Origin of the sequence: Bartonella sp. AP58NXGY (assembly GCF_042195785.1) — a bacterium.
GTDB lineage: Bacteria > Pseudomonadota > Alphaproteobacteria > Rhizobiales > Rhizobiaceae > Bartonella.
This window is the reverse complement of sequence record NZ_JBHIOY010000001.1, coordinates 251,791-266,429: the sequence shown is the minus strand read 5'-3', so window position 1 is coordinate 266,429 and position 14,639 is coordinate 251,791. Positions and strand designations below refer to the sequence as shown.

General features: G+C 36.9%; 11 protein-coding genes, 1 tRNA gene and 3 pseudogenes. 9 read left to right on the top strand and 6 right to left on the bottom strand.

Annotated features, from left to right (window positions below; all coding sequences use genetic code 11):
- Positions 1-38 precede the first annotated feature (38 nt).
- The 3 genes from ACFINC_RS00980 to ACFINC_RS00970 all read left to right on the top strand — a co-directional run bounded on the left by ACFINC_RS00980 (position 39) and on the right by ACFINC_RS00970 (position 1,198).
- Positions 39-113, top strand: a tRNA-Gly gene (locus tag ACFINC_RS00980).
- 275 nt (positions 114-388) lie between these two features.
- Positions 389-1,024: an N-acetyltransferase gene (locus ACFINC_RS00975; protein WP_375615705.1), complete on the top strand. Its 636-nt coding sequence runs from the start codon at positions 389-391 to the stop codon at positions 1,022-1,024.
- A 21-nt stretch (positions 1,025-1,045) separates the two neighbouring features.
- A complete protein-coding gene (locus ACFINC_RS00970) occupies positions 1,046-1,198 on the top strand; it encodes a hypothetical protein (RefSeq protein WP_375615704.1) in 153 nt (50 codons plus the stop codon).
- A gap of 460 nt (positions 1,199-1,658) precedes the next feature.
- On the opposite strand, the pseudogene ACFINC_RS00965 reads toward ACFINC_RS00970, so the two are convergent.
- From ACFINC_RS00965 to thiD, 3 genes and pseudogenes are all read right to left on the bottom strand, one after another.
- Positions 1,659-1,811 (bottom strand): annotated as a pseudogene (locus ACFINC_RS00965) (DNA adenine methylase); the annotation flags it as partial.
- A 646-nt stretch (positions 1,812-2,457) separates the two neighbouring features.
- The gene (locus ACFINC_RS00960) at positions 2,458-3,033 is read right to left on the bottom strand and encodes an NADPH-dependent FMN reductase (protein WP_375615703.1); all 576 of its coding nucleotides are present in this window, start codon (positions 3,031-3,033) and stop codon (positions 2,458-2,460) included.
- A gap of 12 nt (positions 3,034-3,045) precedes the next feature.
- Entirely contained in the window at positions 3,046-3,903 is an 858-nt protein-coding gene (gene thiD, locus ACFINC_RS00955; protein WP_375615702.1) for a bifunctional hydroxymethylpyrimidine kinase/phosphomethylpyrimidine kinase, read from the bottom strand.
- Positions 3,904-4,033: 130 nt separating this feature from the next.
- Between thiD and ACFINC_RS00950 the strand changes: the two genes are divergently transcribed.
- From ACFINC_RS00950 to ACFINC_RS00935, 4 genes and pseudogenes are all read left to right on the top strand, one after another.
- Complete coding sequence (locus tag ACFINC_RS00950) at positions 4,034-4,834, top strand: lysophospholipid acyltransferase family protein (RefSeq protein WP_375615701.1); 801 nt, start codon at positions 4,034-4,036, stop codon at positions 4,832-4,834.
- A gap of 1,028 nt (positions 4,835-5,862) precedes the next feature.
- The gene (locus ACFINC_RS00945) at positions 5,863-6,954 is read left to right on the top strand and encodes a D-alanyl-D-alanine carboxypeptidase family protein (protein WP_375615700.1); all 1,092 of its coding nucleotides are present in this window, start codon (positions 5,863-5,865) and stop codon (positions 6,952-6,954) included.
- A gap of 639 nt (positions 6,955-7,593) precedes the next feature.
- Positions 7,594-7,707, top strand: a pseudogene (locus ACFINC_RS00940) (integrase); the annotation flags it as partial.
- A 20-nt stretch (positions 7,708-7,727) separates the two neighbouring features.
- Entirely contained in the window at positions 7,728-8,789 is a 1,062-nt protein-coding gene (locus ACFINC_RS00935) for a CobW family GTP-binding protein (RefSeq protein ID WP_375615699.1), read from the top strand.
- Between the two features lie 894 nt (positions 8,790-9,683).
- Here the strand turns inward: ACFINC_RS00935 and ACFINC_RS00930 are convergent.
- From ACFINC_RS00930 to ACFINC_RS00920, 3 genes are all read right to left on the bottom strand, one after another.
- Positions 9,684-10,433 (bottom strand): L,D-transpeptidase family protein, encoded by a 750-nt coding sequence (locus ACFINC_RS00930; RefSeq protein ID WP_375615698.1) that lies wholly within the window; start codon positions 10,431-10,433, stop codon positions 9,684-9,686.
- 40 nt (positions 10,434-10,473) lie between these two features.
- Positions 10,474-11,430 (bottom strand): acetyl-CoA carboxylase carboxyltransferase subunit alpha, encoded by a 957-nt coding sequence (locus ACFINC_RS00925; RefSeq protein WP_375615697.1) that lies wholly within the window; start codon positions 11,428-11,430, stop codon positions 10,474-10,476.
- A 77-nt stretch (positions 11,431-11,507) separates the two neighbouring features.
- Complete coding sequence (locus ACFINC_RS00920; protein ID WP_375615696.1) at positions 11,508-12,446, bottom strand: site-specific tyrosine recombinase XerD; 939 nt, start codon at positions 12,444-12,446, stop codon at positions 11,508-11,510.
- 255 nt (positions 12,447-12,701) lie between these two features.
- Here ACFINC_RS00920 and ACFINC_RS00915 point away from each other — a divergent pair.
- A pseudogene (locus ACFINC_RS00915) lies at positions 12,702-13,335 on the top strand (shikimate kinase).
- Positions 13,310-14,443: a 3-dehydroquinate synthase gene (gene aroB / locus ACFINC_RS00910; protein ID WP_375615695.1), complete on the top strand. Its 1,134-nt coding sequence runs from the start codon at positions 13,310-13,312 to the stop codon at positions 14,441-14,443. Before ACFINC_RS00915 ends, aroB begins: the two are co-directional and overlap by 26 nt.
- The last annotated feature ends 196 nt before the right edge of the window (positions 14,444-14,639 follow it).

The following is a 14,639-nucleotide window of genomic DNA, read 5'->3' as shown; positions in this document are numbered from 1 at the left end:
CCTACGCCATACAGACAAGACATATATCGAATCGGTAAGCGGGTGTAGCTCAGGGGTAGAGCACAACCTTGCCAAGGTTGGGGTCGTGGGTTCGAATCCCATCGCCCGCTCCATTGAATTTTGTATTTATTCGTTCTTGTATGGAGTTATAGCTTATCATCGGTTGTTGTAGCTGTATGTAGCTTGCCAGCAGGTTTTGTATATTTTTCCACTCGGTTTTGTATCAATTTACTTTTTTCAAAGTTTTTCTAAGATTCGTAATTTCTTGTGAAGCATCTATTGGATTGGGGCTTAGATCTAAGATAATAATTTTTAACTTAGACGGATTTTTTTACAGTCCCCGTATAAAAGATTAATTAGAAATGATGAGCAATGACAAGAAAAACAAATGTTAAACAAATCAAAAATTGACTTATCATTAGAGAATAATTTTTGTTCAAAAGTACGTTTTTTACCAAAATTGTGCCCTAAAATGAAGGTTGTTGATTTTTCAAATGGCGTTTCTTCTATTAATTCAACATTTGCTTCAGATACACTCAATATTATCTCTGCTAAAAATTTACAAGAAACTATACCTGTAGAGCAGGCAAAATCTATAATCGCTTCCTTTAATGCGCAGAAACTACCTTTAGCTTGGTGGGTTGGACCTCATTCGTCTCATTATAAAGTTGATGAAGTTCTCTTATCTATTGGCTTAGAGCATGTTGAAACAGAGGTAGGAATGGCAGCTTTAGCGCAAGATATAGACTCACATGTTACTTCTATGCCGGATAACTTCAAAATCAAAGAAGTTGAATCTCTTCAAGATTTTAGAGATTACGGAAATGTTATGGCATCAGTATTCGAGCCTTTTGATGAAGAAGCGGTTATATTTTATGAAACAATAGGCCGTTGTTATAAAAAAGACTCTGATGTAGAGATGTTCGTTGGTTATATAAATAATAATCCTGTAGCAATATGTTTTTGTATTAAAGCGGATGGGATTGGTGGAGTGTATGATATTGTCACCAAGCCGGATTTTTAGAAAAGAGGTGTTGGGACATTCATGACAAAAATTGCTATTGAGCATTTAAAAAGAAAGAGATGTCATGTTATTGGTATGCAAGCCTCTCACGAGGGAATTAGCATTTATAAAAAATTTGGTTTTACAAACTTTGGTGAATTTAAAGTTTATTCCAATAAACACGTAGTGGTTTAGCTATGAACTCTTTTTTTGCTCATCAATTAAAAAAATTTATTATTTTCAACAAAACTCAAATATGATCAAGCAATCGATATAACCAAGGAAGCTTGGCCAATCCCCTTTAATACTGATAGTGAAAAGCTAAAATCAGTTATTACAAACATAATTGTTTCAAATGACTCACTCAAATTTTCTTATTTTTTTTACTTTATCTTAAAAAAGATATCTATCACAAATCTAAGTTGAACAAGTGCAAATTTTTTATTTGATATGATCTATAATTTACTGATTATTACTGATAATTATGGAGAACTCGAAAGCAAATATTTAAAACGACAGTTGCATCATAGTTTGTTAGATGGTTAGTCTGTTAGTTAATTAATAGAAAAAATTTTCGCTTTATACAATAACCAAAGGAGCTTAAAAAAACTTTCAAAGATCATTTAAAGCCTCTTTCATGAATCTTTTTCTTTTCTTAAAAATCACAATTTGAGATGATTGATTCTTGAACCGGAGACGGTTTCTTTAAACCACATGATTAAGATGTATTCACCTCTTTTATCTTAAATTTGCTAAAGGTTTTTTGGATCTGAAGGACATCATTGAGAGACAGTAGAAACTTCCCCTTAGGTATGCAAAGCATGAAAAACAATTCATTCTGAGCACTATCATAAAGCGATCAGTAATCGGCTTTTATATTGCCCTCTTCATAACAAGTATCTATGTTTCAAAAAAATATACAAAAAACGAACCCAATTCGCCATCTCAAATAATTAAAATTTTAGTTCATGCATAACCTTTCATTGCATCCAATACCTGTTGACTTATCTCCTGATGGGTAAGCCACCGCCATCCATTTGATGTTGTTTTTCGTCCTAATTTAACAGATATAAAATCAACTTTATTTTTGCGCGCACAATCAACAAGCATTTAATCATGAGAATCGAAACCAAAAATATGAAGAATACATGGTGGATTAGGTAAAAGAGCCAACTGCTCAATCAACGCGCAAGAAAATGCATGGGCAGGTGAATAAATCTATAATATGCAAATTTTAACCCACGCCATTGCATCACAGTTTCTAAAAATTGTGTCTGAGAAGTCGTACAATAATAATCCAACGGCACACACATATAGTTTTTTTGCAATACCTCAAGCTGATCCTGATGAGAAAGAAAGCGCGCGCCGCAATAATCACTTCTTGTGGCTTTAGCGACTGACACAAAGGAGCAAGCATCCCCGTGCCACCTACCACTAAATAACGATATTTCTCATCATTTTTTATCATCTCTCCCAGCTTTTTGATTTAAAAATGCACACATTTCATCAGCAAGCCGCTCACAACGTGTCCGTACCTCTTTGCTTATGACTTTCCATGCACGACCTTCATCATCTGATGTAAAATCCTCTTTAGCCGAAGCGACTTGACATTGTAGCGCATACCCATAAAGCGTACGCACCACCGGCAACAAATGTTCACACGGTTGTGCACATCTTTTTGCCGTACTCCCATGAGAAATAAGCCCAACCGGTTTACTTAAAAAGGCATCATAGGCTAAATGATCAAGAGCATTTTTTAAAACACCAGAATAAGATCCTTGATAAAGGGGGCTAGCGAGTATAACACCATCAGCTGCTGCAATTGTTTTAACAAATTGGCGGACGGCAGCACTTGGATTAGCCTCTACATGATGGTGATAATCTGGATCAGCAATCGGCAAAGGCTGTTCACGTAAATCAACCCAATGAAGAGATGCACCACGCGTCAATAGGCAATCAGCCAAGCAGTTAGCTAAAGCTCTTGTTAACGAGGGTTGACGTATAGATCCCAAAACAATCGCAATATTCAATAGGATTCTCCTTTATTTTTCATCCCATAGTTTACAAAAATGGTGAAGCGGCCCTCGCCCTTTTCCTACTTGCAAAACAGTTGAAGCTGCTAAAGTATCATTGAGATAATCTTTTGCTTGTTTAACAGCGCAAACCAAAGGTGTTGTCGGTAAAAGTGCTGCAATTGCAGCTGCAATAGTACAACCTGTACCATGATCATTGGTCGTTATGATACGTGAAGCTTCAAGTATAACAAGGTTTTCACAATCACAATAAAGATCTGGACTAGAATAATCGTAATTTTCTGTACTATTTCTGGTAAGCGTATTCAAATGCCCTCCTTTTAACAGAGCGGCATGGCACCCTAGCGCCAAGAGTCGTGGAGCATATTGATACATAGTCTCTAAAGACCATTGCACTTCACCTCCCAATAACAGTGCAGCTTCAGGCAAATTTGGTGTGATCAAAGTTGACATCGGCACAAGAACATCACGCATAATTTCAATTGCATCAGACTTTAAAAGAACATCACCACTTTTTGCAACCATAACCGGATCAAAAACAATGAAACGCGCTTTATGATAAGCAAGACGTTCTGCAATAACCTGTGCAATTTGAGCATTTGCAACCATACCAATTTTAACGGCATCAACATGGATATCCTCAAAAACAGAATCAATTTGATCTGCAACAAAAGAAGCATCTAATGCCTGAAAAGAACGCACACCCTGAGTATTTTGTGCAACAACAGCTGTAACCACACTCATACCATAAGTTTTCATAGCTGAAAAAACCTTCAAATCCGCCTGCATTCCAGCGCCACCAGAAGGATCTGTTCCCGCAATAGATAAAATCCGTGGAATAAAAAGTTTATCTTTTTGTAATTCCATTAACCTCTTTCCTTCTGTTTTTAAATATCGGAAAATGAGTTACCGAAAAAATAGATGCTTGAAAAAACATAAAGAAGATGTTTTCTCATGTAAATTATATTATATATGAAAGTTCTCTTATAGCTATAAAATGGAAAATGTAGTGCTTATCCTTCGTTCTGTTCTTTTTACGTTTGCTTTTTATACAACCACTTTCATACAAATGATTCTTTACGCTCCCGTTTATTTTTTAATGCCACGTAAAAAAGCATGGATTGTACCTAAAACATGGGCGCGCGTCACACTCTTTTTGCAAAAATACATCGCAGGCACAAGTTATGAGATTGAAGGTTTAGAAAATCTTCCCAAAGGAGCCTATATCATTGCTCCAAAGCATCAATCAGCTTGGGAAACTTTCAGTCTTGTTCCCTATTTTGATGATCCCACTCTCATTTTAAAACGTGAATTGATGTGGATTCCATTGTTTGGTTGGTATATGGCAAAAACACAAATTATCCCCATTAACCGTACAACACCCATCAAAGCCTTAAAAATGATTATACAAAAAGCAAAAGAGAAAGTAAAACAAGGGCGCCAAATCTTGATTTTTCCCGAAGGAACACGCCGACAACCCGGTCAAGAACCAGATTATAAGTCAGGAATTGTCGCGCTCTATAATGAATTAGGGCTTAAAGTAGTGCCTATTGCACACAATGCGGGTTTATATTGGCCACGCAATAATTTTCGCCGTTATCCTGGAACAATCCGCGTTCGCATTCTTCCCCCGATAGAGGCTGGTTTAAGCAAACGTGATTTTCTAGATCAACTGGTCCAAAAGACTGAAAAAGCCTGTGATGAACTGCTTCTCTTAGCAGCTCAAGATCCTACCCCTCCTCCTATGCCACCATCCGCTGTTCAAAAACTTCAAAAACTAAACCAAGACACTCATTAATTAGAATAATGCATCGCTTTGTATATTGAGCGGAGTATAGGGAACAAAAATATAAGAAAAACACTTAAAATTTCCTCATTCAAAATTATAAAAAACGATCAATGTATAAATTTTTTTGAAAAAGAAATCTTCTTATCTTGAAAATCGTTTAAATAATAAACACAACATTGACAGCAAATAATAAATGCCAACATCTTTCTCCATAAACATAAGGATGAGGTTTTCTGTAAGCTTCATGTTATACTTCTTACGAGCGACGTCTTAAAAGAAACATAACGACTAATAAATATTTCTTTAAAACAGACACATAAATCTGCAACGCAACAGTGTTTTATTGTGAGCGTTTTGCCTTGCACAAGGAACGTATTCTCCTATTAAAGTAAGTACATAAAGGAACCGCATAATAAGGACTTTATACTTATGCACAAACAATGCTAAAAATGCTTGACGGAGTGGAATTAGGAGAAAAATAAACAACTTCTTTAAAGAAAAGAGATAAATAAACAATATAGCATCGTATTACTTTTATGTATAAAACATTGATTTATAATGATAAATAACTTTTCATATTAAATAATAACTCCCAATATAGTAAAATCAGCTCATTCTCCTCCTTCTCATATTGAATCTCATTAAAATTACTTCCTTGTCTGTCATAAGCAAGGTTCATGTATAGATAAAAAATACCTCATAGGCCATCTCAAGTGCCAAGAGTTGTCCTAACACAACCTAACAGAAGAGCGAGCAAAATGTATGATTATACCGGCTTGTTCCTTCCTGCGAAACATCAATTCTCCCAAAAACCTGAAATCTTGCACAATCTTCATTATTTAAAAAGTATTTCTTGAGATACTTAAGCTATCAAACCAAATTCAAGGGGAAAATGAAGATGAGTGTTGGTTTTTATCCCTGAAACACAACTGATACAGCAATTAACCATCTGTCCTTTCAATCCTGGACTCAAAAGCTTTGTGTGTTACATTAAAATAATTCTAAATAACGAATAAAAAGGAACTCGATTTAAATTAATGAAACATCTCTTCTATAATTTATTTTTTTCTTTCGTTTTGAGTTTATCCAGCGCTTCTGCTCTAGCGCAGCCTTTTATTTCTGTTGATGTTACAACGGGGCATATCTTAAAACATAATCAAGCTTTTGAGCGTTGGTATCCTGCTTCCTTGACAAAATTAATGACCGCTTATGTTATTTTTCGTGCCATGAGCCGAGGAGAAGTTTCACCAAACAAACCTATCACCATCAGCGAATACGCCGCAAAAGCTCCCTCATATCGTTCAGGCTATAAAGCTGGTTCTGTACTCACACTTGATACAGCCTTAAGTATCACCATGGTTAAATCTACCAATGATTTAGCCATTGCCATGAGTGAAGCTGTTGCAGGTTCACAGAAAGATTTTGTACGTAAAATGAATAGCGAAGCTAAACGTTTAGGCATGTTTGGCACCCATTTTGCGAACGCAAGTGGTTTACCAGACCCTCAAAACTACTCCACGGCACGCGATATTGCTCTTTTAGCCGTTCAAATACGTCGAGAATTTCCACAATATGCTCATTATTTTTCTATTCCAGCCATTGATTTTGGTAATAATCGAAAAATCCAGCATAACTCAAACAACCTCATTGGCCGTTTTTATGGGATAGACGGTATGAAAACAGGCTTTATTTGTGCCTCTGGTTTTAATCTTGTTGCCTCAGCCACCCGCAATAAACGTACAATTATTGCTGTTATTCTAGGTGCTAACAACATAAGTGAAAGAGAAGAAAAAGCTGCACAACTTCTTGAAACAGGCTTTTTGCATCAAGGAACCCCTCAATTAACACTAGCAACATTAAAACCTTATGGTAGCAAGATAACACAAGCCAGCAATATGAGAAAACAAACATGCACACCTGAAGCCATAAAAATGCATGCAAATTCATATGATGATCAAGGGAATATTATTCTCACCTCACCTTTTATCACTGCTGCACCTTCTTTTTCTCATCCTTTAGTAGTACACCTCATTCGTACGCCACAGACACCCAAAATGACAGTAAAACCACTAAGAAAACCCCATAGTGTGTCTAAAAGAAGTGCAAACTATTCTATAAAAAAGCCGTAAGCCATAATCTATAATTAATTGTAATTGATTGATTTATAATAATAATTTTGCACCTTATGTCAGAAGCACAAATATCGTAAGGTTTCCTCATTTCAAATCTGTATCTGTCGAATCAATTAAAATCAGTTTCTTGCACATCACCAGTTGGATGAACATAGAGGTAAAATAATTAAAGCAGGGAATTAAAATTCCTCTTATAAGTCTTTTCAAGTACCAAAAGTTATCACAACACTGGTCTCTGAAGAAGTGTAGCGAGTGCCTACGTATACCTTTATAAGCATAAGAATAGTGGTATAATGGATTTATGGAGAGTTTACCATTATATCCCTCACAAGTACCATTATAAATGAGATTAAACATATTAAGATATGTTTCTTTAAAACAACAAGATATTGATTTATAATGATAATTTAGCATTATTCATATTGAATTGAGAGTCCCGAATAACGTAAGATTCTCTCATTTCAAATTTGTTTATCTTGAATCAATCAAAATCACTTGCTTGCACGTCACAAGCGGGGCTAGCCATATGGATAAAAAACTATTAAGAAAGGATTAAAGTAGCTCTTATGAACCGTCTTAAGTTCTAAGAGCTGTCGCGCAACATTGGAAGCTAGCAAATAGTGTGATAATGCCGGCTTGCTTATCTACAAACGTAAAGCTGGTGGTGTTCAATGGCTTTATCGTTATACCATTCATGGTCGGCGCCATGAAATGGGATTGGGTGCTTTAAAAGATGTTTCTTTAAAACAAAACCACGGTTGATGATTAATATGAAAATAAAGCGCATTCCTCTCACGCTTATTACTGGTTTTTTAGGCTCTGGCAAAACAACTTTGCTCAACCGTATGCTAAAAGACCCTCTTCTAACAGAATGTGCTGTTATCATCAATGAATTCGGCGAAATCAGTATTGACCACCTTCTGGTTGAAAAGGCGACAGAAGGAATTATTGAGCTTGCCAATGGTTGCTTATGCTGTAATTTACGCAGTGATCTCATCGACACATTAACCGATTTAATCAATCGCGTCCAAACAGGACAAATCAAACAACTCAATCACATTATCATTGAAACAACAGGGGTGGCTGATCCTGCTCCTATTTTACAAATACTTTTAAGCCACCCACTGTTTATTCAAACATTGTCCATAAATGCTGTTTTTGCAACATTTGATACATTAAGCACGCTTTCCATATGTGAGCACTATCCTGAAATATATAAACAATTAATCTTTGCTGATAAAATTATTCTCACCAAAACAGATCTCACAGCCCCACAAATGCTTTCAAATACGCTCCTTAACACACTTAAAGCCATTAATCCTACAGCACAAATAATTGACGCCCATTCTGAAGATTTCTGCTCAAATCTATTAATAAATAACACATTATGGAATGAAAAAGTAGAAAATACAAAACTTAAACAAAATCTTACGACTACCCTCCATGATCATCCCCCCCATAAAACCATTCGTACCTTTTCACTAAACTGTGAGAGTCCTGTTGATTACGCTACAATTGAAGCTTTTTTAGATCTCCTACAAAACCGTTATGGTGCAAAGTTACTCCGTATTAAAGCAATTATCGCATTGCGTGATGATCCTTATCGCCCACTTGTATTACATGGCGTACAAACATTTTTTCATCCTCCCATAAGATTGCCAGCATGGCCAAAAGGAATAAAACAAACACGTTTTGTCATCATTGCCGATGGTGTTGAAAAAGAAGCGATAGAAAAACTTCTCAATGCTTTTTTTAATAAACCAGCAATAGATACTGCAGACAAAACAGCTCTCTTAGAAAATCCTCTGGTCATTCCAGGAATAAAGTTTTAATTTTTTCTCCCCTTCAATGATATAATATTAAATTCATTGGCACCACCATCTTTATGCTTTTAAAGGAGCAAACCGGCACCATTACACACTTTGCTAATTCCCAATGTTGAAACATCTCTTGGTACTTGAGACGGTTTGTAAAAAGCATTTTAGTCTTTCGTGCACAGTTTCACCCACGCGGCTATCCCCGCTTGTAACGTGCAAGAAAATGGTTTTAATTTATTCAACATGGAACGGCTTTGAAATGAGAGAATCTTACGGCATTCAGGGTTCTAATTTAACTTGAATAACACTAAATTATCATTACAAATCAAATTGTTATGATAAAAAATTTAATACCCATCAATCTGAAAATAGATTGTTTTCTCTCTAAATGCGCTTCATCTGCAAACCACTTCATGTGATTCATTTCACAGACCGATTAGCAAAATTATTGGTTCTAAAATATTCTGCTCAACTTTATATTTATTCAAGCTAATTGAAATCAAAATCCCTGTTAAGAAAAAAACTAAAATCAGACAGAAGCAATATCGCATTTTAAAATATGTGAATGTATCTTATATAACAGCACGACAAGACAATATTTCACAGCATAAAAGAACAAAACTCTTTTAAAGAAATAAAAAGAGAGGTACATTTTATGTTAACTTACTCTTCACTAAAAACGAAGATTGATATCAGTACCGATGTGCAAACAATCCAACTTTTTTGAGAAAATTCCTCTTGGCGTCCCACCTCAATCTAATTTACTAACATAAAGCTCTATGAACAAGACCAACGCTTTAAAATATTGACGCCTCACTTAAAAAAAGCACCTCATGCATAAAGTTATATATCCTATCTCATCACCATAAGCGACAGTGTTTTACGGTACGCAGCAGGATAAAATAACACTCACTGCATCAGAGAAACTGAAGTTTTACCAATATCGCGATTAAAAACGTAACGTTTTTCATAAACTTCAACGATTGGAGGTTTACGATTTTCTTCAAAAAAATCATAACCTTTCTTAAGCATAACCCAGAATTGATAATGAGGATCATTGCTATGACGTGACATATTATCCTCAGTCATGCGGAAAGGAAAAGCTTGTAACTGAAATGCTCTTTGCCCTCCTTTAAAAGCATCCCGTGCAAACGCATAAATTTGAGCCATATTTCTATCACTCATAGAATAACAACCAGCGGAAAAGCAAGAACCATGTACCATAAGATTGCTTCCTGTACGGCCATTTTCCTGATCATAAAGGTTTGGATATCCTATATTAAAAGAAAGATAATATTTTGAATAAGGATTCATTTGGTTTGCGCTAATCGTATAAAAACCCTCTGGTGTCTGAAGATCCCCTTCCTTATATTTAGGACCAAGCTTACCAGACCATTTGCAAATGCCATAGCGCGCCACCAACACAAAAGATCCTGAACGAGATTGCTTCCAAATTTCAGCAACATTTTCTTCCTTAAAAAACCGCATCATAATCGGTGCATATGGGTCTATATTGTACAGAGCCATTCTATTTCGGATTTCCTGCGGAAGAGGTTGCTCAACTTTAGCACGAATAGAAGCTGGTAATCTTCCTTCACATGCCGTCAATATTCCCATTACAAACACAACACACAGAGCGAGGAATCTGTTAAATGTCATCGAATAAAACTCCAATCCAAAACCCCTCACTAAAAATGACTTATACTAGTGAGCGACCAATTTGAAGGTATTTTTCCCTTCGCTCTTGTTTAAGCACTTGACCATCCTTTCCAGCCATCGCTTTTAAAGCCTCTGAAATAACATCACCCGTTGCATCAATAGCAATTTCTTTTCCACGATGTGCTCCTCCTAAAGGCTCCGAAATAATACCATCAATAATCTTTAAGCGATACAAATCTTGAGCGGTAATACGCATATTCATTGCAGCATCTTTTGCACGGGCTGGATCACGCCATAAAATAGAAGCTGCTCCTTCTGGAGAAATAACAGAGTAAATCGCATGTTCCAACATATAAACTTTATTGGCAGCCGCAATTGCTATAGCTCCCCCAGAACCACCTTCTCCAATAACAACGGATACAACAGGAACCTTTAGGCGCAAAGTTGCTGCTGTTGATTGAGCAATTGCTTCCGCTTGCCCACGTTCTTCAGCGCTTACTCCAGGATAAGCACCCGCTGTATCAATAAAAGTGAGGAGTGGCAAACCAAAGCGGTCAGCCATTTCCATAATACGTACCGCTTTACGATATCCTTCTGGACGTGCAGAACCAAAATTATAGCGCAAACGTGTTTGCGTATCGTGACCTTTCTCTTGACCAATGTAAGCAACGGCCTCCCCCTTAAAACGAGCAAAACCAGCTTGAATAGCTTCATCTTCAGCAAATTTGCGATCTCCTGCCAAAGGTGTAACATCACTCAATAAGCGTTTAGAATAGTCCATAAAATGCGGACGATCAGGATGACGAGCGACTTGTGTTTTTTGCCACGGTGTCAATTTTTTATAAATATCATTCAATGCCGTTTGGGAACGCTTTTCAAGACGCGCAATCTCGTCGCTCATATCAAGACTGTCTTTTTCCTGAGAAATTTTTTTTAATTCAAGAATTTTCCCATCGAGATCAGCAACTGGTTTTTCAAAATCAAGATAATTATACATTGTACCAACTCACTCAGTGTCACTTATACACTTATAATTCGCTTTATAAAGTCTTTTTCAAAAACAACACCTTTTCTTTAACGAGCCTTTTGCTCATCGGCAAGTGGATGATGCTCATTGACTAAACGATAAAGTCCCTCTTCCAATACATGGGTATAAATCTGAGTGGTAGAAATATCAGAATGACCCAACAAATGTTGAACGGCACGCAAATCAGCGCCATTTTGTAAAAGATGGCTAGCAAAAGCATGGCGTAACACATGGGGAGAAAAGTGATTACTTTTTATTCCAGCTCTTTTAGCAAGGTTTTTCAATTCCCGTGCAACAACTTGACGGGCAATATACCCTGTTTCTGAATGCGCTGGAAAAAGATAAAGACTTGTTGCATCTTTTCCTTGATCACGCAAATTCAACCACTGCAACAGAACTTGATATGCTTTTTTTGATAACAGCACCATTCGTTCTTTTTTTCCCTTACCACAAACCAAAATACTGTATTCTTTCCCCCGAACAGCCTGCACTGGCAAACTCACCAACTCACTAATGCGTAATCCTGTTGCATAAAGCATTTCACTCAACAACTGAAGACGCAATGCTCGCAAATAATCCTTGGACCCATAAATTGCTTGATTAACCTCCAACTGCGCCAAATCAAGAAATTTTGTCACCACATCTTCACTGATAATTTTGGGCAAAGGGCGTCCTTGGCGAGGTGCATCAATATCATGGGAAGGATCATCTGCTCTTAATCCTTCTGCATAAAGAAACTGATAAAATTGACGCAACGTCGATAAACGACGCGCTTGTGAAGATGCAGCAAAACCAAACGTATGCATAAGCGACAAAAGACCAATCAAATCTTCCTTTTGTGCTGCAAAAAGCGAAACAGAATGGGAGGACAATTCATCTTGCGCCCACTGTAAATCATGTTGATAAGCCGCAAGCGTATGAACAGAAGCACCTCGTTCAGCACTCATCATTTCAAGAAAACGTTCTATCACACTGTTATTTTTCATTGATTCATTCTCAAGGAAAGACTCAATGAATCCAAAGGGACATCAACAGACATATCCACAGTTACAGGCTCAACAAAAACCACAAGAATGATCATTATACTAAAAAGAATAATAAGCAAAATAAAAAGAATCATCAAAAATCTGGTCAATGTTGGCATAAAATAATAAACTTTTTCCAAAATACTCTATCTCTTATTCTATCTTATAAAGATTAACAGGAATTGACTTTCAAGCAGATAAATGCCGAAATAAGCTATGAAAAATAATCGACCCCAACATCCCTCTATGTCACAAGTAAAGAAACAACTCTTATCATCTCTCGATAACCAAGCTCTTGTGTTTGTTGGTCTTATGGGGGCAGGAAAATCAGTCATCGGAAAACGTGTTGCTAACATGCTTGGTTTACCCTTTTATGATTCTGATCAAGAAATCGAAAAAGCAGCACAAATGCCTATCACAGAAATTTTTAAAATCTACGGTGAAGCGGAATTTCGTACTCTTGAACAGCGTGTTATTCTCAATCTCATAAAAAAAAGCCCTCTTGTTTTAGCGACAGGTGGTGGCGCCTACATGAATCAAGATACACGAAAAGCCATCCATCAAAATGGAATATCCATCTGGCTGAAAGTAGATCTTGATATCCTTATGCAACGTGTTTCCAAGCGTCCAACACGACCACTTCTTCAAACAGCAAACCCTAAAGAAACGATGCAACAACTCATGGAACAGCGCTATCCTCTCTATGAAAAAGCAAATTTAACAATTAACAGTCATAAAGAAAGCCCCTACAGAGTAGCAAAAAATGTCATACGATCTATACAGCACTACCTCTATACAAAAAAATAACGATAGAAAGAACAAGCATGAAAGCCAAAACCGTCACCATTAAATTAGACAAGCACTGTTATAATATCATCATTGGTCCGGGTCTCATTACACAAGCTTCTTTACAGATTAAACATGCTCTTCAGCAAAAAAATTTTCATCAAACGCGTTTAGCAGTTGTTACAGATACAAATGTTGCATCCCTCCATTTGGATACATTACAAACAGAGTTTAAAAAAAATAAAATCCATACTGTCCCTATTATTGTAGAAGCGGGAGAACAATCAAAATCATTTTCAACCCTGCAAGTTGTCATCGATCAAATTCTTGCTGCGCGTTTAGAAAGAGGGGACTGTGTTATTGCTTTTGGTGGTGGTGTCATTGGCGATCTAGCAGGATTTGCGGCAAGTATGATCCGCCGTGGTATGAACTTCATCCAAATGCCCACAACGCTTCTTGCGCAAATTGATTCCTCTGTTGGTGGAAAAACGGGTATCAACAGCCGATATGGCAAAAATCTTATTGGTGCGTTTTATCAACCGCAATGCGTTATTGCTGACACATGTATCCTTGATACCCTACCACTACGTGAATTTCGTGCTGGTTACGCAGAAATAGTCAAGTATGGACTCATTAACCAACCTGATTTCTTTGAATGGCTTGAAAAAAATGGACAAGAAATTTTTTCTAATGGCTCTATACGAACAGAAGCAATTGTTCGCTCATGCCAATTTAAAGCTACCATTGTAGCACGTGATGAATATGAGAAAGGAGAGCGTGCACTCTTAAACCTCGGCCATACATTTGGACACATGCTTGAAACAGCAACCGCTTATGACTCAAAGCGTTTAATTCACGGTGAAGCTGTAGCAATTGGAATGGTTCTCGCGCATCAATTCTCTGCCCAACTGAATCTAATAGACTCCACGCTCATACACCGCATCGAAGCACACCTTAAAACCATAGGATTACCTACACAATTAACAGATATCCCAGGGGGTCTACCAGATGCTGAAACTTTAATGACTCTCATCGCCCAAGACAAAAAAGTTTCACAAAATAATTTGACCTTCATCTTAACGCGCGGACTTGGTCAATCATTTATTGCAAAAAATGTTCCACCAGATGCAGTTTTGTCCTTTTTGGAACAAAAATTAACAGAAATTCGTTAATTCATATTGAATATAATTGATTCGTTTTTATACTTCTATTAAAGGAATAAAGATGATGATGTCTGCGTAGCTCAGTAGGATAGAGCACAGGATTCCTAAAGAAATTGGGCACTTTGAGGGGAAATCCCCAAAGTGAATCTGCTCAAATTCGGGGAAAGCTTCATAGGCAACTATATGCCAATCCCGAGCCAAGTCT

Coding starts and splice junctions, on each gene's coding strand:
- ACFINC_RS00925 (WP_375615697.1), bottom strand. CDS start 11,430: ATGTATAATTATCTTGATTTTGAAAAACCAGTTGCTGATCTCGATGGG.
- ACFINC_RS00945 (WP_375615700.1), top strand. CDS start 5,863: ATGAAACATCTCTTCTATAATTTATTTTTTTCTTTCGTTTTGAGTTTA.
- ACFINC_RS00970 (WP_375615704.1), top strand. CDS start 1,046: ATGACAAAAATTGCTATTGAGCATTTAAAAAGAAAGAGATGTCATGTT.
- ACFINC_RS00920 (WP_375615696.1), bottom strand. CDS start 12,446: ATGAAAAATAACAGTGTGATAGAACGTTTTCTTGAAATGATGAGTGCT.
- aroB (WP_375615695.1), top strand. CDS start 13,310: ATGAAAGCCAAAACCGTCACCATTAAATTAGACAAGCACTGTTATAAT.
- ACFINC_RS00950 (WP_375615701.1), top strand. CDS start 4,034: ATGGAAAATGTAGTGCTTATCCTTCGTTCTGTTCTTTTTACGTTTGCT.
- ACFINC_RS00975 (WP_375615705.1), top strand. CDS start 389: ATGTTAAACAAATCAAAAATTGACTTATCATTAGAGAATAATTTTTGT.
- thiD (WP_375615702.1), bottom strand. CDS start 3,903: ATGGAATTACAAAAAGATAAACTTTTTATTCCACGGATTTTATCTATT.
- ACFINC_RS00930 (WP_375615698.1), bottom strand. CDS start 10,433: ATGACATTTAACAGATTCCTCGCTCTGTGTGTTGTGTTTGTAATGGGA.
- ACFINC_RS00935 (WP_375615699.1), top strand. CDS start 7,728: ATGAAAATAAAGCGCATTCCTCTCACGCTTATTACTGGTTTTTTAGGC.